The organism is Shewanella sp. GXUN23E, assembly GCF_050865035.1.
Taxonomy (GTDB): domain Bacteria; phylum Pseudomonadota; class Gammaproteobacteria; order Enterobacterales; family Shewanellaceae; genus Shewanella.
This window is the reverse complement of the sequence record NZ_JBOZWP010000002.1, coordinates 109,499-132,950: the sequence shown is the minus strand read 5'-3', so window position 1 is coordinate 132,950 and position 23,452 is coordinate 109,499. Positions and strand designations below refer to the sequence as shown.

Genomic DNA, 23,452 nt, shown 5'->3' with positions numbered 1-23,452 from the left:
TATTACAGACTGACAGGGTCGATTTGAGGAAAAGGAGCTTAGGCTCCTTTTTTGTTGGGTAATCGACAGCGGTGCCAGCCACATGATCGCCGTGCCTGAGTATCGACTTTGGCGGCCAGGGCTTGCGCACCTGCAGAATTGACTACACTTAACACTATCAAAAATAACCGGGATTGCCTGACCGATGACCGCTTTTCGGGTGCTCATTGTCGATGACGTCAAAAGCAACATCATGGTGATGTCAAAATGTTTGCAGGACGTTTGCGAGGTCATCACTGCAGGCAATGGCCAGGATTGTCTGGCGCTGGCTAAAAGCTATCCCCAGCCGGATTTGATCCTGCTGGATATCCGCATGCCGGGAATGGACGGCTACAGTGTCTGTCGGCAACTCAAGAGCGATCCCCAAACCGAGTCAATCACCGTCATCTTTGTCACCGGGAACGACAGTGACGAAGCGGAAGAGATTGGCCTGACTCTGGGGGCAATCGATTACATCACCAAACCGGTCAGACCTGCCATCGTGCGGGCCAGAGTCGCGGTACATATGCAGTTGAAGCAGCAGCGGGACAAGTTGCAATTCATGGCCATGCATGATCAGCTTACCGGCTTGTTCAACCGCTATTTCCTGGTGGAAAACGCTGAAGTCAGACTGGCTCACTTTCGCCGTCATAAAACGCCTTTCTGTGCGGTGCTGCTGGATATTGACGAATTCAAAGCCATTAATGACAAGCACGGCCACGACGTGGGAGACGAAGTGCTGGTCGCCACCGCACAGATGTTAAAGGACTATACCCGCAGAGAGGATATTGTCGCCCGTCTGGGGGGCGAAGAGATGGTGATCCTGATGGAATGCCCGTTCGAGTCGGCGCTGAACAAGGTTGAAAATTTGCGGGCCCGGCTTGAGGCGTTGATGCCAGCGGGGATCCGGGTGACGGCCAGCTTTGGGGTAGTTGAAGCGACTGCACAATGTGATGAATTGCACGCCTTGCTGAAGCTGGCTGATGAATGTGTGTATCACAGCAAATCCACCGGCCGGAATCAGGTGATCTCGGTCAATCAGCTGGAAAGTCATCGAATGCGCGCCCGGATGGAAGGACATTGATTAATGATGAGAATGTTCGCTCTGTTGCTGCTCATGCTGGCAGGTTGTTCCCCTTCGTCAGCGCCAACGGTTCGGGTGGCCATCAATCCCTGGCCTGGATATGAGCTATTGTATCTTGCTGAACAGCGAGGTTACTTTGATAAACTGGGGCTCGATCTGGACCTGATTGAAGTGGCCACGCTGGCCGATGCGCAGCGTGCCTATCTGTCGAATCGGGTTGATGGTTTCACATCAACACTGATTGAAGTGGTTCAGGTTGGGGCGCTGGGCGGTAAACCCGCAAAAGTCATTCTGGCGGCAGACTATTCCAATGGTTCAGATGTAATTATTGCTTCCCGCGAGTATGACTCACTGGCCGCCCTCAAGGGCAAACGCATAGGCTGTGAAGTCAGCAGTCTGGGCTTATATGTGCTCGCCCGCGCGCTGGCTGCCCATCAACTGACCCTGGGAGATGTCATCATCGTCAATGTAGAGCAGGGCAGCGGTTTTGAGAGCATGGAAAAAGGACAGATCCAGGCGATGGTCACCTATCCGCCTTACATGCTGGAATTCCTTGAAAATCACAACTACCGGCCGGTGTTTACCAGCGCCGAAATCCAGTACGAGATCCTTGATGTGCTGTCGCTGTCCGCTGAGGTGACACAGGCCATTCCCGGTTTGCAGCAAAAGATCTGGCGGGGCTGGCAGATGGCGCTGGATGACTATCGGCAGCATCCAGCCGAGGCGATTGCCCTGATGGCTGCAAGAGAAAGAGTAACCGCTGCGGAATTTACCGACGCGATGGCGGGCATAGAGATGCTCGATTTAACCAAACAACAATTGCTGTTTTCCCGGCAAAATCCGTTGTTGAAAGACGCAGTGCTGAATGTGTGCCGGGTGTTGAGGGACAGTGAAGTCATGACAGAGGATTGTCAGCAACTCGCACAGGCTTTGCCATTGTGGATTGACTCGGATGAATGAGCCGTCAACGTCCGGGCGCAGAATGAAGCGCTCGTTATCGTTCAAACTCAATGTGGCCAACTCTGCACTCATTTTGATGGTGTGCCTGATGGTCACCCTGTCGTTTTATAACATACTGGAAAAACGCATTACGTCCTGGGCCAATGAAGAGATGGCGGATGTGATCAATACTCTCACACTGACGCTTGAAGCTCGAGCGCATTCCACTGACATGCAACGGGTTGTTGGTGCGCTGGCCGCCAAGCCCAGCATAGTGCGGATCAGTATTCTGTCCAATGACAACATCGTGGCCGACAGTAAAAATCAATTTGTCGGCAACACCCGTCAGGCCAGTTTCGATGAGCAGGTCAATCTGATGCTGGCCGATGTCAAAAATGGCGGTAAAGAAGCAATCCTGTCGGCGCAGGGCGGGCTGGTGCATCAGGCAGTAAAGCTGTTTCTCATTGATAACGACAAGCAGCGACTGCGGCCATATATTGTGTACGTTACCTACAATTCCACGCCTATCGAAGCGCTGGCGATGACAGAATTGAAGGAGTTTATTGTCATTCAGGCGATAGGTTTCCTGTTGATGCTGACGATAAACCCGTTGATCCAGCGGGAGGTGGTACTTAAACCCATCAGAGCCATTCGTCAGCAGATTATCAACAATCCCAGGCTGCCCATTAACTGGCGCTCCGCCGATGAGTTCGGTCTGATGGTGGACAGTTACAACCAGTCGATTCGTTTACGGCAGCAAAAGGAAAAGGAGCTGCTGCAGTCAAGACACTATATCGACAAAGTCACCAACGTGATCCCGGTGCAACTGGGGTACGTCGATCGTCACTACCAGTTTCGCTTCGTTAATCGGCGGCTGTTGCAATGGCTGGATCAAAAGGAGTCTGACATTCTTGGGCAGGATATCCGCAAAGTCATGCCAGATCAGCTGAGCATGATCATCCAGCCCCATGTCAAACGGGTGCTCAGTGGGCGGATCCAGTCCTTTGAAGCGGAGATTCATACCGTTGGTAAGGCCCCGGTATACCTGCAGTCCACTTATGTGCCGGACATCAATGCACATCAGGAAGTGGTTGGCTTCTTTCTGTGTGTCGAGGACATTACCCGGATCAAAGCCAATGAGCAGCGTATCGAATCCTACGCTCAGGAGATGGAGTTCAAAAACTGGGCGTTAACTGAAGCTACGGAAAAAGCTGAACTGGCAACCCGCAGCAAGGCGGATTTTCTGGCCTGTATGAGCCATGAAATCCGCACTCCCATGAATGGCGTGCTGGGCATTTTATCTTTGCTGGAGCAGACCCAGTTGACCCACCAGCAGCGTCAGTACGTATCGGTTGCGGCGTCAAGTGCTGACTCTTTGCTTAATCTGCTCAATGATATTCTGGATTTCTCCAAGGTCGAATCCGGCAAATTGGTTATCGAACGCACGCACTTCGATCTGATTGCCCTGATTGATGATTTAATCCAGCCGCTGAGCATGAAAGGTGAGGAAAAAGGCTTGCAGTTGCTGCTGGATGTCAGCGCCGTCCAGTATCGCTGGGTACGGGGAGATCCCACCCGGATCCGGCAGATCCTCGCCAACCTGATTGGCAATGCCATTAAATTCACCCAAACCGGCTGGGTCAAAGTCAGTATTGCCCTGAATCAATATGACAACAGACTCAGGTTGTCAGCCGAAGTAGAAGATACCGGCATAGGTATAGATGAAGAGCATCAGGCCAATCTGTTTCAACCCTTTATTCAGGCGGATTCGTCCACCACCCGTCATTTTGGCGGTACCGGCCTTGGGTTATCCATCGCCCGGCGAATGTGTCATCTGATGTCCGGGGATATCGCGGTCAAAAGCCGTGAGGGCGTGGGCAGTACATTCAGTTTTCATTTATTGATGGATGCGGGCGATATGCCGGAGCAAGAGAGCTGGCCGCCGGAACTGCTCGGCAGCCGAATCGGCATGGTGAGTCAGCCTTTGCTGGCTGATGAGGTGCTGAGGCAAACCTTGCTTGCCTGGGGCGCTGATGTGCAGCTGATGTCAGTGCCGGCAGCCGGTGAGCCGCTTGCGGATATCGATCTGCTGCTGTTTAGCGTGCCGGAGACGGCGGATGATTTGAATGACACTGTATCCTTGCTATCATCACTGAACCCGCGACCTGAGCACACGTTGATCCTCTCCAGCCACAGACAGCTGCTCAGCATCCACAATGACATGCAGGACACCATCGCTTTCAGTCAGCGTCCCCCGCGGCTCCAGGAGCTGGTGGCCTGGTTGACCGGACAAGCCATGGTGACGTCTACTCAGCCGGGACAGCAGTTGGTCTTCGATGATGCTCAGCAGATCCTGCTGGTAGAAGACAGTAAGGTCAACCAGCTGGTGATCAGTGGCATGCTCAGGCAATTGGGACTGACACAGCTGCAGGTGGCGGATAATGGTCAGAACGCACTGAGCCTGCTTGAGCACACCGATTTTGACCTGATACTGATGGACTGTCAGATGCCAATCATGGATGGCTATCTGGCGACCGGCCACATTCGTGCCGGACAGGTCGGCAGCGTGAATGCCAGTCTACCCATAGTGGCACTGACGGCCAACGCGATGCAGGGCGACAGGGAAAAGTGTCTTGCCGCTGGAATGACGGACTATATCGCCAAACCTTTGGTGCTGGAGGTGTTGTCTGATGTCCTGAGTCGCTATTTGCGGGTTACGCACAGGATGCCTGACGATCTCGGCGGCGCAACGGATCTCCCGCTGACGACGGCTGCGGAGCTCATTCTGACAGATACCCCGTCTAAGCTGATTGACCTGAATAAAGCCCTGTCCACCTTCATGGAGGATGCTGAACTGCTGCGCCAGGCACTGCAGGTTTTCGTCGAAGAAATGAGTGTATTGCTGGCGCAATTTCAACAGGCGACCGACGCGGGGGAGCTGGTTCAGGTGGCAGAGATTTGTCATACGCTGAAAGGCGCTTCGGCAAATCTGGCGATGCAACCTTTGGCCAATCAGGCCAAAGCCACTGAAATCACTGCCCGGACACAGGATAAAGCTCAGCTGACTGTTGAGGCGCAGTCGCTGGTCGCTGTGTTTGATGCGACATGCAATCAGGTGATGGATTTGCTGGCGCTGGGGCGCTGGACTGACTGTCCTCACTATAACGAGGGCTGTCAGTCGCAAAGTGAATGCGGTTGCTGACAGCCGGTTACGTCAGCGAAAGGTCAGTCCAGGGTATAGGCTGAGATCCCTCTGGGCACATAGGTGCCTTCACATTTATCCAGATACTCGGCTTTGCGGGCTCTGGGGTTGTAAAACTGTTTGTACCAGATCCTGGCTTTCATAAAGGGGCCATCGCTGGGAATAAACAGGCCGTTGAGGCAGGGCGCTTTGTTGACCCATACCTGGAAGTCCTGTTCAAACGCCAGACGGCTGGCATGCTGGAACTGGCGGGCGGCGATGGTATCTTCCACCGTGGCCTCGGCATTGCCGTTGGGGGATTTCACCAGCAGCGCATGCCACACCTTCACCGAGCCATCTTCCACCGGCGTGTGGGTAATCATCAGAATCGACTCGTAAAAGCCAGTCAGATGGGAGATAAGCACGCCCGGGCCATGATAGCGGGTATCGGTATGCAGGATAGGACTGACGCCATCTGTACCCACCAGTGTCCGGTGCGGACCGCACTGGCGCTGCACCGCATAATGACCACTGAACTCGTTTTCGTAGCGCTGCACTGTGGAGCCATGGATTGGGCTTAAGTGCCCGTAATCACAGATATTGTCGATCACTTCCTGGGGGTGCTGCTCAAGCAATCCCAAGTCGTCGAACTGCCACTGTACCCAGGCTTTATCGTCCCATTGGGGCAGGGACGGATGGTCCCACTCAGGCTCACCGTTTTCCGGATCATGCCATACCCAGATAGCCCCCAGACTTTCAGTCACAGGCCAGGATTTCACACAGGCTGTCTGCGGGATTGGACCATCGTGATAAGGAATATCATCGCATTTGCCATCCGGACCGAAACGCCAGGCATGGTAAGGGCAGCGGATACTGTCGCCTTCAATGTTGGTGCCGCCGCCATCAATGATCACATATGAGGTGTCATTTTCCGCCGCCAGATGGGTTTTCATATGCGGGCAGTAGGCATCAAGCAGCACCACGCGCCCGGTTGCGCGTCCGCGGTAAAGCGCGAAATCCCGGCCGAAAAACCGCACCGCCAGGGGTTTGTGGGTGTTGATATCCGCGGCGGTGGCGATCATAAACCAGCCCCTTGGGAAGGTAAAATCACCCAGACGATAGTCCTGTGAAGTAGCCATCTTAATTCTCCTTATGCATGAGGCCGGTCAACTGACCGCGCCCTGAGTAGACAAATCAACCGGGTCATCGCTCTGGGATGCCTGGGTTTGTTGTAGTTCGAGAGCCTGAATACGGGCCGCGTACGGGGATGACGCTTTGAGATAGCACCAGGCGGAGATCAGCAGACACAGGAGCGTGACGATCAGTGCATATTGCAGTCCGCCGGTTGCGCCAAACAGATCACTCAGGGTGCCGGTCAACATGGGACCCAGGCCTGCGCCGAACAGGGTCAGGAACAGATTGAGCGCGGCCGCCCCGGTGGCACGCTGACGACTGGTCATCACGTGACTGACTGCGGCGTAGGACAGGGGCGCCCACCATGAGGCAAAAAAGCTGAACAGGGCTGCAAACGCGATAGCGTGGGGCACCTTCAGGCTGCCCAGCATCCAGAAAGCATCGGCAGGCCAGAGCAGAAACGCCAGCCCCATTGGCAGGGAAATAAGGATACCCAGCATCGGCATCCATACCTGCCAGCGGACATCACGCTGGGCCAGGCGGTCGCAGTAGAGTCCGGCGAAAATGGAACCCATTGCGGCGCTGATCCCTCCGGCCAGACCAAAACTGATGCCGGCATGGGCCAGCGACATATCGTAGTGGCGCACCATAAAGGTCGGCGCCCAGATGCCATAGCCATAACCGGCCATACCCGCCAGCGCGCAGCCCATGGCGATCCAGCCAAATCCGTCGACCTTGATAATGGCGTTAAGCTGGGTGAAGAAGGGCCGCTCATCCTGAGCGCCTCTGGTCTTGTCAAAGACGCCGTGTCCGGGCTCACGTCCCAGCACGTACAGCAGACAGGCAAGGATCAGTCCCGGTGCGCCGAACACGAAGAACACCATACGCCAGCCATACTCCTGGGCGATCCAGCCGCCCAGCACCATGGCAGCCAGCAAGCCGATATGGGGGCCGAGCATAAATGCGCTCATGGCCAGCGAGCGGCGGGAGGGCGGATACAGATCCGCAACCATAGATACCGAGGGCGCCATGCCGCCGGCTTCGCCTACCGCCACCGTCATGCGCGCGAGCATCATCTGCCAGAAATGCTGCGCCATACCGCAGGCCATGGTGGCAAAACTCCACAGACCACAACAAACCGCCACTATATTGCGGCGATTGGCGCCGCCGTCTGCCAGTTTGCCCAGGGGCAGACTGAGACCAGCGTAGAGAATGGCAAACGCCATGCCGGTGAGCAGCCCCATCAGGGTATCGGACGCGCCAAACTCCTGTTTGATGGGTTCCAGCACAATGGCAATCACATTGCGATCAATAAAGGAAAACACGTAAACCAATGCCAGCAGCACCAGAGTGGTGTGGGTGCGCCAGTTGACCTGTTGCGGGGACGACTCCATGGTTCGCTCCTCAGTTTTTGGAGGCTGCGGCGTGCTCGCCGGGCCTTGTTGATATGACCCTGAAGGTAACAACACAGGTCATGGGAGCATCGTCCTTTTGGACGTATTGGTCTGCGGCTGAATGAATTCTTATGGGGAAGGCCGGTCACACAGGATGGGAGGCGAACGTGCATACGGACAATTCGCAGGTCACACAACGCGGCACACTGCTTGAATACCCGCTGCCAATTCCCGCTGCCCGGGCCAGGGTGCAGGAAATTGTGCCCGGTGTGTTATGGGCAAGAATGCCTATGCCCATGAAGCTGGATCATATCAATGTGTATCTGCTGGAAGATACCGATGGCTGGTATCTGGTGGATACCGGTCTGCCCAACGCTGCCACCCGCCAACTGTGGCAGGAGCTGGTCGAAACCGCACTGGGAAATAAACCGCTCAAGGGGCTTATCTGCACCCACTTTCACTATGATCACGCCGGGCTGGCCCCCTGGCTGACCGCGTTTTACAACATCCCGCTGCTGATGACCTTCGGCGAGTACTTTTACATGCGCAGCGCCGGGGTTCGCCGGGATGGGCCGATGATCGCACAATTAACGGAATTCTATCGTCTTGGCGGCGTTCCCCCATCAGAGATTTCAGCCATGTTGATGGCGGTGGACAAAGATCCTTTTATGGGGCAAGTCCCCATGAGATTCAACCGCTTAATTGATGGTCAGCGATTGGCAATTGGCGCAGGAAGCTGGCAGGTTGTGACTACAGCAGGCCACTCACCTGAGCATGCCTGTCTGTGGTGCGAAGAACATAAGATCCTGATCGCCGGTGATCAGCTGCTGCCTGAGATCAGTTCCAATGTGCTGGTCACTGACATTGAGCCTCAGGCCAATCCACTGAAGTGCTGGCTGGCATCGTTGCAGCGGCTCAAAGCGCTGCCGGCAGACACTCTGATATTGCCCGCCCACGGGCCGGTATTTATCGGGGCGCACCAACGTATCGACAGCCTGGCACTGCATCACCGGCAGCAACTGGACAAGCTTGCGCAGATGCTTACCGACACCGGGGGCGTCACGCTGTATCAGGCCACTATGCAGCTTTTTACCCGGTCATTGGGGCCGATAGAGCGCATGATGGCCATTGGGGAAACCGCTGCGCATCTGAACTGGCTGATTGATGCAGGCAGAGTGACAAAAGCCACCGACAGTGATGGCGTTGACCAGTATTACTATAAAAATAACCAATAAAATTAACGACAAGACTCAGGAGAACGGCCATGGCAACAATGGCACATGCACTGGAGGTACGCGCCGGACTTACGGCTCCGGGCGCGCCCTTTGAACTGGCAATCACTGAGGTAAACGGCCAGTCCCTGCCGGTTTACCGCAATGCCCCGGCCACGCTGGCGAGCGTTATCGAACAATCGCGCCGGAATGATGCGCAGGAGTTCATGCTGTACCAGCAGGACAGATGGAGCTTCAGCCGCTTTTTCACGGAAATGGATGCGCTCGGTCGCTTTATGCTGTCCCGGGGGCTGCAAGCCGGCGATCGGGTGGCCATTGCCTGCCGTAATCGCCCCGAGTGGGTGGTTGCATTTTGTGCTGCGGCCCGTATCGGCGCTGTGCCTGCTCCGCTTAACAGCTTTGGCAAAAAAGAAGAGTTGCTGTCGGCCATTGATGCCATTGCCCCGGCACTGCTGGTGTGCGATCTGGACAGATATCAGCGCCTTGAAGGGGATTGCCCCTGTCAGGCGCTGATTGTGGATGATGACAGATGTGAGCCGGGAAACCTGCACTATCAGGCTGCCATTGAGGATTACCGCCTGGGTGGCCCCTTGCCCATGCCTGAGCTTGGGCCTCAGTCCCCGGCGCTGGTGCTGTTCACCTCAGGCGCGACCAGCCGCGCCAAAGCTGTCCTGTCGTCTCAGCTGGCAGTGTGTCAGGCACTGTTCAATATCGACTTTATCTCGGCCATGTCGGCCATGACCTCACCGGACACAGTGCAGGCGATTATGGCGCAGGCCAAACCACCGGTGATCCTCACCGCCGTGCCGCTGTTTCATGTCAGTGGGCTGCATGCTCAGCTGCTGACCGCGCTGCGGACCGGACGCAAGCTGGTGTTCCTGCACAAGTGGGATACCGCGGCGGCCATAGAGAGTATGAAGCAGGAATCGGTCACTCAGTTCAACGGCGCGCCATCCATGGTGATGCAGCTGCTGCGGGAGCCGGAATTTCTGACGCCAGCCTTCCTGTCCGGATTTTCCGGGCTGGGATTCGGCGGCGCCGGATTACCTGAGTCACTGGTGGAAACTGTGCTGGAAAAACTCCCGGGTAAAATGGTCGGCATAGGGTTTGGCATGACAGAAACCAATGGCGTTGGCTCGGCGATTTCCGGCGATCTGTTCCGTCAGCGGCCAAGAAGCTCAGGGCTCATCTCGCCACTGATGGAAGTGCGGATTTGCGATCCATTGGGGGATGCCTTGCCGCCCGGACAAACCGGCGAAATTTGCCTGCGCGGCGCCACAGTGATGCAGGGCTATGTCGGTGATGAGCAGGCCACGGAGGAATGCATTCGTGATGGCTGGCTGCACACCGGCGATCTGGGTTATCTGGACCAGGATGGCTTTTTGTACGTGGTTGACCGACTCAAGGATGTGATCAACCGCTCAGGTGAGAATATCGCCGCCGCCGAGGTGGAATCCTGTCTGATGCGCCACAGTGCCGTGCGCGAGGCGGCGGTATTTGGCGTGCCGGACGAAGACACGGGTGAGGCCGTGGTGGCAGTGGTGTCGGTGTCGCCCTGGGAGTCAGTCAGTGAGCAGAACCTGCGACTGCATGTGGCATCCCTGCTCGCCGCCTATAAAGTGCCGTCCAGAATCCATATTCTGGATCAGAATCTGCCCCGCAACCCAGCGGGCAAGTTGCTGCGAAGTCAGCTGAAGAAGGTGTTTACCAGTTAAATAAATTCACTGGTTTAAAGCAGATACAAAGGCATCTTTGAGCTGATGCCTTTTTTATTGTCTGTAATGCATCAAAATATTTCAACACCAAATATTCCATAAAAACCCACACCGCTAGTCTGCATTGACGATGAGTGAGCATGCATGAATACCGAGTATGGCATCACGGGCCCGCAGCGTCGGGTGATCTGCCAATCTTCAAAGTGAGCTCTTATGACTTCAGCAAACAACTCCCCGACATCAGTGGATTTGGTGATAGTTGGTTCAGGTGCCGGCGCAATGACGGCGGCAATTACCGCAGCGGATCAGGGACTGTCGGTTCTGGTGGTGGAAAAAACCGATAAGTACGGCGGTACTTCGGCGCTGTCCGGTGGCGGCATCTGGATCCCCAATAATCCGTTTTTCAAACAACTGGGCGGCAACGACAGCCGGGCGCTGGCAAAAACCTATCTTGAGGCGGCGACCGGCGGTCAGGTTGACGCCGCCAGACTGGATGCCTATCTGGACAGGGCACCCGAAATGATAAGTTACCTGCAACAGCACAGCCGGGTTCGCTACGCGGTGGCAGACAAGTATCCGGATTATTATCCCCATCTGCCCGGCTCACTGGCCGGTGGCAGAACGCTGGATCCTGAGTTGTTCGATACCGCCTGTCTTGGCGAGGAGATAGACAACCAGCGCCGGGCATCACCCTCAACCCTGCTGATGGGCAAAATTGCCTGGACCGCCAGAGATGCCCATAAAGCCATGGCCAGAGAGCCCGGCTGGCGCTGGCTGATTATCAAACTCATGCTCAGATATAAGCTGGACTGGCGCCAGCGTAAACAGACCAGACGCGATCGGCGTGCCGGACTGGGCGGCTCGCTGGTGGCTGCGCTCAGACAATCCATGGTCGACAGAAATATTCCCCTTTGGCTCAATACCGAGTTTCAGGACTTGCTGGTGGAGCAGGGACGGGTGGTGGGCATTCAGGCCATGGGAAAGGATGGGCCGCTGACCGTGCGTGCCGCTAAAGGGGTGATCCTCGCCTCAGGCGGATTTGAGCAGAATCAGGCGCTCAGGGATAAATATCTGGCCAAGCCCAGCCGCCGCGAATGGAGCGCCACGCCGCCTCACGCCAATACCGGCGCTGCACTGGAAGCCGGGATGCGTCAGGGCGCCGCAACCGCCTTGCTGGACTGGTGCTGGTGGGCTCCAACCATCAGTGTACCGGGTGAGGACAAGGCCCGCGGCGTATTTGCCGAGCGGGCGTTTCCGGGCGCCATAGTGGTTGATGGCAATGGCCAGCGGTTTTACAACGAAGCCGCGCCTTACCTGGAGTTCGGCGATGCCATGTACCGCAATCATCAGGCCAGTGGTGGTAAATCCATTCCGGCCTGGGTGATTTTTGATGCCAAATTCCGCTTCAACTACGCCATGGGGCCGCTGATGCCCGGACAGATCATGCCCGACAGCCGGCTGCCCAAACACTGGCTGGGGCAGCTGTTCTGGCGCAGTGACTCGCTGCAGGCGCTGGCGGCGCAAATCGGTGTCGATGCAGAGGGACTCAAGGCCACGGTGGCGCGGGTCAATCAATTTGCTGCCGCCGGTGTGGATGAAGATTTTGACCGTGGCGGCAATGTGTTTGACCGATATTATGGCGATCGCAACGTCAAACCCAACCCCTGTCTGGCGCCGATTGATAAAGGTCCGTTTTATGCCATGCGCATGGATGCAGGCGATATCGGCAGCAAAGGCGGTCTGCTGACCGATGAATGTGCCCGGGTGCTTCGCGATAACGGCCAACCCATTGACGGCCTGTACGCCATAGGCAACTGCTCGGCATCCGTGATGGGCACCAGTTATCCCGGCGCCGGTGCCACCCTGGGGCCTGCCATGACCTTTGGCTACATCGCCGCCCGGCATATTGCCGCCCAAAACACGACGACCAGCGAGCCTGCGCAGCAATGGCCTGAACTGAAGGAGGCCTGACAGTATGCGCGCTGATTATATCAATCAGGTATTACCGCCTCTGGTGTTTGACGATACCGCTGCGGACTACGCAGAGGAATTCTGGACACATGAGACGGACGTGCTGGTGCTGGGCTGGGGCGCATCGGGCGCCTGCACTGCACTTGAGGCTATCAGCCATGGCCTGAGAGTGACAGTGGCCGACCGCTTTATGGGGGGCGGTGCCAGCGCCAAAAGTGGCGGCGTAGTGTATGCCGGCGGCGGTACCGCCCAGCAACAGCTGGCCGGTTTCAGCGACAGCGTGCAGTCAATGTATGACTACCTGAAGCAGGAAACTCATGGGGTCATTGCGGATGAAACCCTGATGCGTTTTTGCCGCAACAGCGCCACCAATCTGCGTTGGCTGGAGGACCACGGCGTACCATTTGCATCCAGCGTGCCGCCATCGGGCAAAACCTCCTATCCGACCGATGCCTATTATCTGTATTACTCGGGGAATGAGCTGGTGCCTGCCTATGGTGCGCCAAACTCGGCACCGCGCGGACACAGAACCTACAGCAAAGGGCAGGCGGGTAAAACCCTGTATCGTCATCTGCAACAAGCCTGTCTGGCTCAAGGCGTGCAGGCGCTGACGCAGGCTCGGGTTACAAGGCTGATTACCGATCGCTGGGGGCAGGTGATTGGCGCGGAGCTTTGGCAGCTCCCGGCGCAGTCAAAGGCAGCCAGACGCCATCGAATACTGGCCGCCCGTGCCGAGCGGCTGCAGAATTTTGCGCCGCTTTATTGTCAGCGACTGCGCAATAGACTGGCGGCGATCGAGGCAAGTCACAGTCAGCCTATCCGCGTGCGGGCACAGCGCGGTGTGGTGCTCTGTACCGGCGGATTTATCTTTAATCCGACGCTGGTCAATGAGCATGCCGGCAGTTACCGGCGAAATTTCAAAATTGGGGCCACCGGCTGTGACGGCAGTGGTCTGCGCCTGGGGCAGTCGGTGGGCGCAAACAGCCAAAAGCTTAATACGGTATCTGCCTGGCGTTTTATCAACCCACCGTTGTGCTGGCCCAATGGCATAGTGGTGAACAGCCGCGGTGAGCGTTTTTGCAACGAAGAGGTGTATGGTGCAACCCTGGGGCATGCCATTTGTGAAGATCAGGGCGGCAAGGCCTGGCTTATCCTCGATAAGCCGCTACGGCGCAAAGCCCTGCGACAGGCGCTGTTTGGGGGCTACTGGTGGTTTCAGTCACTGCCGGCGCTGGCGCTGATGACGTTTGGCGCGATCACGGCCAGGACTCCGGGTGAACTGGCGGCCAAACTCAAGATGGACAGCAGCGCTCTTGCGCATGCCATCGACAGTTACGATCTTCCCCAGTTCAGTGGCGGCGGGGACCCCCTGGGTAAATCCGCTGCCAGCTGCACGCCCCTGACGCAGGGACCTTATTACGCCCTGGATATTTCGGTTAAAAGTCCGATTTTTCCGCTGGGTTCTCTGACACTCGGTGGCCTTGAGGTCGATGAAGACACTGGTCAGGTGTTGAATGAGCATGGCTTGGCCATCGCCGGTTTATATGCCGCCGGGCGCACAGCGGTGGGCATTCCATCCAATCTTTATATCAGCGGGTTATCGCTGGCGGACTGTGTGTTTTCAGGACGCCGGGCCGGAGCCGCTGTGGCCGGTGCAAGGAGCATGGCATGACACATTTCCCACAGGATTTCCCCCTTTCCATTCCTTCGCTGGTATTTGAGGCTGCCGAACGATACCCGGATCTGGCCGCGATTGAAGATGGCGATAGGGTAGTGAGCTATCGACAGTTACCGGACGAGGCGCTGAAAGTTTGCCGCGCGCTGATGGCGCTGGGTGTTGGGCAGGGCGATCGCGTTGCTATCTGGGCGCCCAATTGCGCGCTGTGGGTGATGGCTGCCATCGGCCTGCAAATGGCCGGTGCGGTGCTGGTACCGCTCAATACCCGCATGAAAGCCAATGAGGCTGCGGATATTCTCAATCGCAGCAGCGCCAAAGTGCTGCTGTCCGTGGGGGAATTTCTCAATACTGATTATCCGGCGAGCCTGCTGCCTGTATGGCCCTCGAACCTGCAACTCGTGGCTGTGATGGGACCTTGTGCAGGAACTTACAGTGACGCTGCACATCCCATCGAATGCTGGGACAGTTTCATCGACCGTGGGGCAGACGTTGAAGAGGCGGTTGCCAGAGACCGGGCGCTGTCCGTCGGGCCAGAGGCGCTGTCTGATCTGATGTTCACTTCAGGTACGACCGGCAAACCCAAAGGCGTGATGAGTACCCACGGTGCCTGCTTGCAGGCGTTTCGCGTATTTACTCAGGTGCTGGGGCTCAGAGCCGGCGATCGATATCTGGTGGTGAATCCATTTTTTCATGCCTTTGGTTACAAGGCGGGCTGGCTATCCTGTTTGATTGCCGGTTGCACCATTTTGCCGGAGCAGGTGTTTGATGCCAAACGTGTGCTTAGGCGTATTCATCAGGATAAAGTCACTGTGTTGCCGGGACCGCCGACCTTGTATTTATCGCTGCTGTTAGCGCCGGAGCTGGCGTTCACGGATTTAAGCAGTTTACGGGTCGCCTCGACCGGGGCATCGACTATCCCGCCTGTGTTAATCAGCAAAATGCGCAATGAACTGGGATTTGAAACCGTTACCACGGCTTATGGTCTGACCGAGTGCGGGGGACTGGCGACCATCTGCGATCCGACTGATGCGGCGGAGATTATCGCCGGCACCAGTGGCAAAGCCATCGCCGGAACCGAAGTGGGTATTTTTGGGATTAATGCGGACAATCAGGGGCAACGACTCAAGCATGGCGAAACCGGCGAAATTCGCATCCGTGGCTTTCATGTGATGCAGGGCTACTTTGACAATCCGCAGGCCACTGCGGAAACCATAGATGAGGATGGCTGGCTGCACACGGGCGATCTGGGTGAACTGGACAGTGCCGGTAATCTGAAGATCACCGGAAGACTGAAAGACATGTTTATCGTCGGTGGCTTTAATTGCTATCCGGCGGAAATCGAAGGCCAGCTGGCAGAGCATCCGGCGATTGCCCAAACCGCTGTGGTGGGGGTGCCTGACGAGCGTATGGGGGAGGTGGGCTGCGCCTTTGTGGTGCTAAAACCCGGCAAGCACTGCAGCGAGCCTGAGCTGATTGCCTGGTGCCGGCAGCAGATGGCCAACTATAAAGTGCCGAGATTTGTCCGCTTTATTGAGGTGTTGCCGGTCAATGCCTCCAACAAGGTGTTGAAATCCGAATTGCTGGCGGGTTTCTTCCCGGAACATTGAAGTTACCCCTTGGTGCGTAAAGTAACGCTGTTGCGATACTTTTCCAAAAGACGTCGAGGTTATGTAGAATCCGGCTTTTGCCGTCCCGGGAAGCAAGCATGTCCAAAGTCGTCCAGCAGCAAATCGCCAATGTCGCACTCGTCGTAGAAAACTACGATGATGCCATTGAATTTTATACTAAAAAGCTTCAGTTTTCGGTGATTGAAGATACTGATTTGGGCGGTGGAAAACGGTGGGTTTTAGTGTCCCCGCCAAACTCCAACGGAACGAATCTGCTCCTTGCCCAGGCAAGTACCGAAGAACAAGCGAAATTTGTCGGTAATCAGACCGGCGGGCGTGTTTTCCTGTTTCTGCAAACGAACGACTTCTGGCGCGATTATGAGTTGATGAAGCGCAATGGTGTGGTGTTTAACGGACAGCCTCGGGTAGAAGAGTATGGCACTGTGGTCGTGTTCCAGGATCTTTATGGCAATCAATGGGATTTGTTACAGCTAAGCAGGGCGGATTAATAGCCTTCATACAACAAACTCAAGTCTGTTAACGCTTGGCTGCGTGGGCGCAAGTAGGCTCAGAACCACCAGCACTGCAGCAGGATTTGAGATCCACTGCAACTGCGCGGGCATGTCCGGGTCTGAGGCCGGGAACCTGCTTGGTGATACCTTCCTGACCTTGTGGTAGTTGGAGGCTGGCCAGTCCAGCCTCTTTTTTTGCCTGCTTCCCGGACTCAAATGCACCTGATACCCATTTCATTTCATCGTTGATCTGTTTTTGCGGGAGTTCAATTCGCTTAAGACAAGGTTATTAACCGTCCCCCGCGGCTCCTGCGTTGCTTTAGCTCCTGCATCCATGCAGGCGTGCGTGACTGACATTCGCCACATCCATGTTGCTGGCAAATTGGCGAAGTCAAAATAGTGCTATGTCAAGACAGTTCAACGCAGTATCAAGTGCATTGAAACCCGCACTGAATTGAGTAAACGATTAGTGAAGTTTGACTCATCAACACTTTTACTCATCAACCCTTTGACTCATCATGCCGGAACATCAGTTCGCTGAAGTCTGCCAGGCAGCGCGGGACAGTGAACTTGAAATTAGTGGAAGAGTTGGGTGTTGCTGTCGCGGCTGTAAAAGTGGTTGCTGCATCAATGCCATTTTTTTCGGGACGCCAGGCTGCTTCAAACCCGCAAAAAAAGGCCATCCCCTGGATGGCCTTTGGTTTCAGAAGGATCTTTTGTTTACAGGGATCTGATTACAGACTTCGGCCTGACATCAGAACGCTGTGGCGTCAGCGGCTGTGGACCGTATGGGGCTCAGGAGCTGCGCGCCAGGCCAGTCGCATCGACAGGGGGGATCGCAGGATCCTCCGGGACGGCCTTTGTTTCTGGATCCTTGTGCAGCTTCACGGCGCCGGCACCAAACAGGCAAGCCAGTGCCGGCAGCAGGAAGATAGCGCCCAGCACATTCACCAGAAACATAAAGGCCAGCAGTATGCCCATATCCGCCTGAAACTTGAGCGCTGAAAACGCCCAGGTGCCCACGCCCAGCGACATGGTGACGGCGGTAAACACCGCGGCGGTGCCACGACTTTCCATCGCTTCATAGAAGGCCTGGCGCAAGGAAGCATGGCGGTTGAGCGCATGCTGCATACGCTCGTAGATGTAGATGCCATAGTCCACGCCAACCCCAACCCCCAGGGCAATCACCGGCAGCGTGGCCACTTTCAGGCCAATCCCCAGCAGCGCCATCAGCGCATTACATAAAATACACACCAGCACCAGCGGTAAAATCACGCACAGCACCGCTTTGACGGAGCGGAATGTCAGCCAGCACAGCAGACTGATGGCTCCGAAGATGGACACCAGCATCTGCACTTCGGCCTTTTCCACCGCTTGATTGGTGGCCGTGGCAACCCCGGCGTTACCGCCCAGCAGCCGGAATCTGGCATCGGTCAGTTGTTCGCCGTCAATAAAGCGTAATATTTCCGACTCCACATGCTTGAGCGTGGCGTCCTGATGATCTTTCAAATAGACCATCATGTTGATGGTTTTACAGCCGTTGTCGTTCATCCCCAATTGCGGATGGGCCGCGTGGGAGCCTGCCTGCAGCGATTGGGATGATCGCTGCAAGGTGCGCCAGGCCGGGTTGCCTTCGTTGTTGCCGGACACATACAGCTTGGCCATTCCCGCCGTGGTGGTGACCGATTGCACCCCATCAACGCCACGCATGTGGAAATCGAAGCGATCGACCGCGTTCATGACTTCCCAGTCAAGACAGGCTTCATCACGGTTTTCGCTCTCCAGATACACAGACAGCACGTCCATGCCAATGGAATAGTTGTTGACTATGATTTGGTTGTCCTGATTGTAGCGGGAATCGGCCCGCAGCTCAGGCACACCCTTACCGATATCGCCGGTCAGCAAGGAACGCGATTGCCAGGCACCCAGCACCAGCAGCACCAGCATAACCGCCACAGAGATGGCGGCCGGTTTGGGGGTTGCCAGCGCCGACAGGTTCCACCACAGGCGATTACGGTCATCATTGCTGTCAGCGGCATCACGGCGCAGCGCCATCTGCTCAAGCTTCAGGTGAGACAGAATAATCGGCATAAACATCTTGTTGGTGACAATCATCAACGCCACCCCTAAACAGGCGGTGACCCCCAGCTCATGCACTATGGGGATATCAATGACCATGATCACCATAAATCCCAGCGCATTGGCCAGCAGCGCCACCGTGCCGGGAATGGCCAGTCGGCGAAAAGCATTGGCAGCTGCCACCTCGGGCTGATTGCCGCTGAGCACATCCAGTTTCCAGGCGTTGGTCATCTGCACCGCATGGGAGACACCGATGGAGAAAATCAAAAAGGGCACCAGTACTGACATGGGATCTATGCCATAGCCGATGAGCGGCAGTATGCCCAGCAGCCAGATCACCGGCAGCAGCGCGACGGTAATCGCCAGCAGGGTCAGCTTTATCGACAGGCTGTAGTGCCACAGCAACAGCAGGGTAATGACAAAGGCCACCAGGAAGAACAGCAGCACGGTTTGCAGCCCATCCATCACATCGCCCATGACTTTGGCAAAGCCAATGATCTGGATATCCACTCCGGCGCCGGACAGCTCGGCGCGAATGTTCTCGAGATGGCGGGCGACTTCGGCATAATCGGTTTTCTCACCGGTTTCCGGATTGATGTCCAGCAGCTCAGCCTGCACCATGGCCGATTTCAGATCGTTGGCCACCAGATTGCCCACCTGACCGGATTTGGCGACATTACTGCGCACCTGCTCAAGCCCGGCTTTGTCGGCGGTAAAGCGCGAGGGGATCACCACATCTCCCATAAAGCCAAACTCGGTGACTTCCATATAGCGGATTTCCGGGGAAAACAGTGAGCGCACCGTCACCCGGTTGATACCCGGGGTAAAGACCACTTCATCGGTGGCCTTGCGTAGGCGGCTGAGAAACTCAGGGTTATAGATGTCGCCTTCGCCGGTCCAGTTGAGGTTCACCATCACCCGATTGGTGCCGGTAAATTTGGCGCTGTGGGCCATAAAGGCCTGCATATAGTCATGCTTGACCGGGATAAGTTTGGTAAATCCTGGATCGAAACGGGTCAGGGTGGCGGTATAGCCGAGGATCAGCGTCGTCAGCAAAAACACCAGGCCGAGCGGCTTGCGCCAGCGGATCAGCCAGTGGGCCAGACGATCAACCAGGATCTGGGTTCTGGTAGGATGAAACTCATTCATATCAAACTCCCGGTGCGCTGGACGCTGAGGTTGGCTGTGTGGTTGGTAATGAGGTTGATGAGAGCGCTGTTGGCTGGGCAGCGGGCAGTGCGGTTGAGGTCAGCCCGCTGTCGCTGGCCAGCAGCAATGTATCTTCGGACAGCGGCATAATGTCGGTGATCGACAGGCGACCGCCGCGTCTGACAATCTCGAAACTATCGCCCTGATCGGCGGTGCGGAGCAAAAAGCCACCCTGACCGCCCAGCAGCAAACTGCCATCGGGTAGCAGTTCATGGGTAAACAGCGACACAGGGATGTTGAAATTCAGCCGCTGCCAACTGTCGCCGTTATCCTCGCTGCGAAACAGATTGCCGCGCATGCCATATACCAGCCAGCGCGCCCTCCCCAAATGCACCCCGCCATAGAGTGACCCATCGTAGAAGGGCTCAAGCGCCTGCCACTCCGGGCTGTTAGCACTCGCGCGCAGCACAGTGCCGGACTCGCCCACAAGCAGTCTGAACTCACTGTCTTTGGCGCGGATCAGAGCATTCAGATGCCAGTCCAACCCGCCTGGTGGTGCCAGGGTTTGCCAGTTATCACCGCCATCGGCAGACGCGCGCAGCGTGCCAAATGCACCGGTTGCGAGCCATTGACCGGCAGACTGGGAGGAGAGGCTCAGGAGCGGCAGACTGGCCTGCTCGTTAAAGGCTACCTCGCGCCAGTTTTGGCCGCCATCTGTGGTTTTCAGCACCCAGCCTTCGTGGCCTATGGCGATGCCGGTATGGGCATCGCTGAACTGCACAGAGGTCAGCAGGGCATGGCGCTGGGGCTGGACATTGGCCTGCCGCCAGTGTTTGCCGTTATCCGCGGACAGCAGAATATGTCCCAGCTCCCCCACAGCAACAATCCCCGCCTGACTCTGGGCCAGCGCAGTGATGTTCATGTTGTCCAGGGGGATTTTAGTGGGCGCCAGCGGCGCAGAATGCCGGGGCGAGAAGGCGAATACTCCTGCTGCGGCCACCGCCAGCGAGATGCTCAGGGCCAGAGCTGTTTGCATAACACCGCCTCCAAGTAGTTCGTCCCTCAGCGTATTGGTTACAGCCGGGTCCGTGAGTCTGTTGAATTTCCTGTCGGCGCCGCACCGCAAATGAGTAAGTGCGTCAGTGCCTGAGTGCATCACCGACAGGGCCGCCCACAAGCTGGGCATGGCCTCATTATTCCGCCTTCCCCCTGAGTCACATCGTCCAAACGGGCTAGGGTACGGTTAGCGCTGGCTGCAGACGACTGGCAGTCGGCCTGGGCTGTCGGTATGGGCAGCGGGCGCAGGCGCAACGCCATCTCCGTTAGTCCATTTTGACGATGAGTAAGCCGCGCCGGCTGTGGAACTCTCGTCACAGACTTAAGCACGCTGCGCCCTTCGCAACAGCCGGCGGACAGGAGATGAAAATGGGATTACAACTGGACAACGTGGCCTTATCGACCACAGAGGAATATCTCAACGAACAGGCACTTGAGCTGCTTGCCAGAGCGCAGGCGCTGGTGCCTGTGCTGCGTGAGCGGGCACAGCAAACCGAGCTGGATGGCAGAGTGCCGGATGCCAGTGTGCAGGCCATCAGCGAAGCCGGTCTGCTTAGGGTATTGCAGCCTAAGCGCTGGGGCGGATTTGAACTTGACCCAAGAGTGTTTTATCGCATCCAGATGATCCTCGCCAGCGGCTGCATGTCCACCGCCTGGATTTATGGCGTAATAGGGGTGCACAACTGGCAATTGCCGCTGTTTCCCGAGCAGGCGCAGCAGGATGTATGGGCCAGCGACAGTGCGACACGGATCGCTTCAACTTATATGCCCACCGGCAAAGCCGAAAAAGTCGACGGCGGCTACCGTTTCTCAGGGCGCTGGGGCTTTTCCAGTGGCTGTGAGCATTGCGACTGGATTTTCCTGGGGGGCATGCTGCCCAAAGAGGAAGGCGGGGATGAGCTGGAGCATGTGACTTTTCTGCTGCCCAAAACCGATTTTGTCATCGAAAAGAACTGGGATGTACACGGCCTGCGCGGCACCGGCAGTCACGACATAGTGGTCACCAACGCCTTTGTGCCCGAGCATCGTACCCAGCGCACCAATAACCATTCAGACAAAGGCTGTCCCGGCCGCGTAACCAATCCCGGTTGGCTGTACCGCATTCCCTTCACTCAAGTGTTTCAGCGCGCCGTGTCATCGGCCTGTATCGGGGCACTGGATGGCGCCATCGAAGAGTTCAAACTGCGCGCCGGTGCACATGTGGGTAAACATGGCTCAAAAACCGCCGAGGATCCCAACGCCCAGATGGCCGTTACCGAGGCGATGATAGAAGCCGATCAGCTGAAACTGGTGCTGATCCGAAACTATGGCCGCATCGTTGAATCCACCCGTGACAATGACCCCATGTCAGTTGAGGAGCGGCTGCTGCAGCGCGCCCAGGCATCAAGGGTGCCCAAGGTGTGCGCTCAGCGGGTGGATGAATTGCTCAGAGCCTGCGCCGCATCCGGGCTGTATCGCGGCAATCCCATCGAGCGGATTTTCCGCGATATCAATCAGGCCCGCGGTCATATTGCCAACAATGCCGATGCCTATGCCCGTGCCCACGGCGGCGTGATGCTGGGGCTGCCGAATCTGGATCCTTTTGTTTAAGCCGTCCAAAGGAGTTGTTATGTCATCCAGATTTCATCGCCTGCAGGTTACTGCAGTGATCGCCGAAACCGCCGATGCCTGGTCACTGGTGTTGACGGTACCGGCGAGCCTTGCTGATGCATTCAGCTACCGCAGCGGTCAGTTTCTCACCTTCAGGGTGGCGCATCCGCAGGGGACATTGCAGCGCTGCTACTCCATGTCATCCAGTCCGGGGATAGATACCGGCATACGGGTGACGGTCAAGCGGGTCACTGATGGCCGGGTGTCCAACTGGCTGTGTGACACAGTCAAAGCCGGCGACTGGCTGGAGGTGATGGTGCCGGGTGGCAGGTTTGTCTGTGATGACTTCAACCAGGATCTCTTGCTGTGCGCCGGTGGCAGCGGCATCACCCCGGTGTTTTCCCTGCTGCAAACCGCCCTTGAGCAGGGCCAGGGCCGCATCCGGCTGATCTACGCCAACCGGGATGAAGCCTCGGTGATTTTCAAAGATAAATTGCGGACGCTGGCTGCGGACTATCCCGATCGGCTGGAGATCATTCACCTGCTGGACAGCCTCAACGGCATTCCTTCCCGAACCCTGCTGAGCTCGCTGGCACGGGAGTTTGTTGAAAAAACATCGAAAAATAGCTCGTCAAAAAAGGACAGGCTGGTCAATGCGCAGGCCTTTATCTGTGGTCCGGGTCCATTTATGGATGCCATGGAAGCTGTGCTGACTCATTTGGGCATGGGCTCAACTGACATCTTTATCGAACGCTTTGTATCCCCGCCGGACGCTCAATCAGCGGCCGGGCAGCGAAAGTCCGATGAGCCAAAGCTGCCTGAGTCGTCCCCAAAAGCGGCGCTGGCGCGGGTTGAGCTGGATGGGCAGCGGCATGAGTTTGCCTGGGACAGCGCAGATACCTTGCTGGAGGCGGCGGAAAAGGTGGGGGTCGAACTGCCCTGGTCCTGCCGCGCCGGGCTGTGCGCCAGCTGCCAGTGTGAAGTGACCTCAGGCAAAGTGGCGCTGCGCAGCAATGAGGTGCTGGATGAGCGCGATCTGGCCAGAGGGTTGACGCTCAGCTGTCAGGCGCTGCCGCTCAGCGACACAGTGGATATCCGTTATACCTGATGACG

The 23,452-nt window shown here is 56.7% G+C and carries 15 protein-coding genes; 11 read left to right on the top strand and 4 right to left on the bottom strand.

What is annotated here, in order from left to right; all coding sequences use genetic code 11:
- Nucleotides 1-184 precede the first annotated feature (184 nt).
- The 3 genes from ACRRUX_RS02745 to ACRRUX_RS02735 are packed head-to-tail and all read left to right on the top strand — an operon-like array spanning nucleotide 185 to nucleotide 5,243.
- Entirely contained in the window at nucleotides 185-1,102 is a 918-nt protein-coding gene (locus tag ACRRUX_RS02745) for a GGDEF domain-containing response regulator (RefSeq protein ID WP_432526957.1), read from the top strand.
- Between the two features lie 3 nt (nucleotides 1,103-1,105).
- Nucleotides 1,106-2,062, top strand: a complete 957-nt coding sequence (locus ACRRUX_RS02740) for an ABC transporter substrate-binding protein (protein WP_432526955.1) — start codon at nucleotides 1,106-1,108, stop codon at nucleotides 2,060-2,062.
- Between the two features lie 22 nt (nucleotides 2,063-2,084).
- The gene (locus ACRRUX_RS02735; protein WP_432526953.1) at nucleotides 2,085-5,243 is read left to right on the top strand and encodes an ATP-binding protein; all 3,159 of its coding nucleotides are present in this window, start codon (nucleotides 2,085-2,087) and stop codon (nucleotides 5,241-5,243) included.
- 23 nt (nucleotides 5,244-5,266) lie between these two features.
- On the opposite strand, the gene ACRRUX_RS02730 is transcribed toward ACRRUX_RS02735, so the two are convergent.
- Together ACRRUX_RS02730 and ACRRUX_RS02725 are read right to left on the bottom strand one after the other, a co-directional pair.
- Nucleotides 5,267-6,361, bottom strand: coding sequence for a Rieske 2Fe-2S domain-containing protein (locus tag ACRRUX_RS02730; RefSeq protein ID WP_432526951.1), 1,095 nt, complete (start codon nucleotides 6,359-6,361; stop codon nucleotides 5,267-5,269).
- Nucleotides 6,362-6,388: 27 nt separating this feature from the next.
- The gene (locus tag ACRRUX_RS02725) at nucleotides 6,389-7,750 is read right to left on the bottom strand and encodes a spinster family MFS transporter (protein ID WP_432526949.1); all 1,362 of its coding nucleotides are present in this window, start codon (nucleotides 7,748-7,750) and stop codon (nucleotides 6,389-6,391) included.
- A 167-nt stretch (nucleotides 7,751-7,917) separates the two neighbouring features.
- Between ACRRUX_RS02725 and ACRRUX_RS02720 the strand changes: the two genes are divergently transcribed.
- From ACRRUX_RS02720 to ACRRUX_RS02695, 6 genes are all read left to right on the top strand, one after another.
- Nucleotides 7,918-8,985: an MBL fold metallo-hydrolase gene (locus ACRRUX_RS02720; protein WP_432526947.1), complete on the top strand. Its 1,068-nt coding sequence runs from the start codon at nucleotides 7,918-7,920 to the stop codon at nucleotides 8,983-8,985.
- A gap of 29 nt (nucleotides 8,986-9,014) precedes the next feature.
- Nucleotides 9,015-10,697: a class I adenylate-forming enzyme family protein gene (locus ACRRUX_RS02715; RefSeq protein ID WP_432526945.1), complete on the top strand. Its 1,683-nt coding sequence runs from the start codon at nucleotides 9,015-9,017 to the stop codon at nucleotides 10,695-10,697.
- Between the two features lie 213 nt (nucleotides 10,698-10,910).
- Complete coding sequence (locus ACRRUX_RS02710; protein WP_432526943.1) at nucleotides 10,911-12,668, top strand: FAD-binding protein; 1,758 nt, start codon at nucleotides 10,911-10,913, stop codon at nucleotides 12,666-12,668.
- Nucleotides 12,669-12,672: 4 nt separating this feature from the next.
- Nucleotides 12,673-14,340, top strand: coding sequence for an FAD-binding protein (locus ACRRUX_RS02705; protein WP_432526941.1), 1,668 nt, complete (start codon nucleotides 12,673-12,675; stop codon nucleotides 14,338-14,340).
- Nucleotides 14,337-15,953: a FadD3 family acyl-CoA ligase gene (locus ACRRUX_RS02700; protein WP_432526939.1), complete on the top strand. Its 1,617-nt coding sequence runs from the start codon at nucleotides 14,337-14,339 to the stop codon at nucleotides 15,951-15,953. The genes ACRRUX_RS02705 and ACRRUX_RS02700 overlap by 4 nt, the downstream gene beginning before the upstream one ends.
- Before the next feature lie 98 nt (nucleotides 15,954-16,051).
- Nucleotides 16,052-16,462 (top strand): VOC family protein, encoded by a 411-nt coding sequence (locus ACRRUX_RS02695; protein ID WP_432526938.1) that lies wholly within the window; start codon nucleotides 16,052-16,054, stop codon nucleotides 16,460-16,462.
- 798 nt (nucleotides 16,463-17,260) lie between these two features.
- Here the strand turns inward: ACRRUX_RS02695 and ACRRUX_RS02690 are convergent.
- Both ACRRUX_RS02690 and ACRRUX_RS02685 read right to left on the bottom strand, forming a co-directional pair.
- Complete coding sequence (locus ACRRUX_RS02690) at nucleotides 17,261-19,693, bottom strand: efflux RND transporter permease subunit (RefSeq protein WP_432526936.1); 2,433 nt, start codon at nucleotides 19,691-19,693, stop codon at nucleotides 17,261-17,263.
- 1 nt (nucleotide 19,694) lies between these two features.
- Nucleotides 19,695-20,729 carry a WD40/YVTN/BNR-like repeat-containing protein gene (locus ACRRUX_RS02685; RefSeq protein WP_432526934.1) on the bottom strand — a complete coding sequence of 345 codons (1,035 nt, stop codon included), beginning with the start codon at nucleotides 20,727-20,729 and terminating at the stop codon, nucleotides 19,695-19,697.
- A gap of 389 nt (nucleotides 20,730-21,118) precedes the next feature.
- On the opposite strand from ACRRUX_RS02685, the gene ACRRUX_RS02680 reads away from it, so the two are divergent.
- The gene (locus ACRRUX_RS02680) at nucleotides 21,119-22,339 is read left to right on the top strand and encodes an acyl-CoA dehydrogenase family protein (protein WP_432526932.1); all 1,221 of its coding nucleotides are present in this window, start codon (nucleotides 21,119-21,121) and stop codon (nucleotides 22,337-22,339) included.
- Between the two features lie 19 nt (nucleotides 22,340-22,358).
- A complete protein-coding gene (locus ACRRUX_RS02675; RefSeq protein WP_432526930.1) occupies nucleotides 22,359-23,447 on the top strand; it encodes a 2Fe-2S iron-sulfur cluster-binding protein in 1,089 nt (362 codons plus the stop codon).
- The last annotated feature ends 5 nt before the right edge of the window (nucleotides 23,448-23,452 follow it).

Coding starts and splice junctions, on each gene's coding strand:
- ACRRUX_RS02745 (WP_432526957.1), top strand. CDS start 185: ATGACCGCTTTTCGGGTGCTCATTGTCGATGACGTCAAAAGCAACATC.
- ACRRUX_RS02740 (WP_432526955.1), top strand. CDS start 1,106: ATGATGAGAATGTTCGCTCTGTTGCTGCTCATGCTGGCAGGTTGTTCC.
- ACRRUX_RS02735 (WP_432526953.1), top strand. CDS start 2,085: ATGAAGCGCTCGTTATCGTTCAAACTCAATGTGGCCAACTCTGCACTC.
- ACRRUX_RS02730 (WP_432526951.1), bottom strand. CDS start 6,361: ATGGCTACTTCACAGGACTATCGTCTGGGTGATTTTACCTTCCCAAGG.
- ACRRUX_RS02725 (WP_432526949.1), bottom strand. CDS start 7,750: ATGGAGTCGTCCCCGCAACAGGTCAACTGGCGCACCCACACCACTCTG.
- ACRRUX_RS02715 (WP_432526945.1), top strand. CDS start 9,015: ATGGCAACAATGGCACATGCACTGGAGGTACGCGCCGGACTTACGGCT.
- ACRRUX_RS02710 (WP_432526943.1), top strand. CDS start 10,911: ATGACTTCAGCAAACAACTCCCCGACATCAGTGGATTTGGTGATAGTT.
- ACRRUX_RS02705 (WP_432526941.1), top strand. CDS start 12,673: ATGCGCGCTGATTATATCAATCAGGTATTACCGCCTCTGGTGTTTGAC.
- ACRRUX_RS02700 (WP_432526939.1), top strand. CDS start 14,337: ATGACACATTTCCCACAGGATTTCCCCCTTTCCATTCCTTCGCTGGTA.
- ACRRUX_RS02695 (WP_432526938.1), top strand. CDS start 16,052: ATGTCCAAAGTCGTCCAGCAGCAAATCGCCAATGTCGCACTCGTCGTA.
- ACRRUX_RS02690 (WP_432526936.1), bottom strand. CDS start 19,693: ATGAATGAGTTTCATCCTACCAGAACCCAGATCCTGGTTGATCGTCTG.
- ACRRUX_RS02685 (WP_432526934.1), bottom strand. CDS start 20,729: ATGCAAACAGCTCTGGCCCTGAGCATCTCGCTGGCGGTGGCCGCAGCA.
- ACRRUX_RS02680 (WP_432526932.1), top strand. CDS start 21,119: ATGGGATTACAACTGGACAACGTGGCCTTATCGACCACAGAGGAATAT.
- ACRRUX_RS02675 (WP_432526930.1), top strand. CDS start 22,359: ATGTCATCCAGATTTCATCGCCTGCAGGTTACTGCAGTGATCGCCGAA.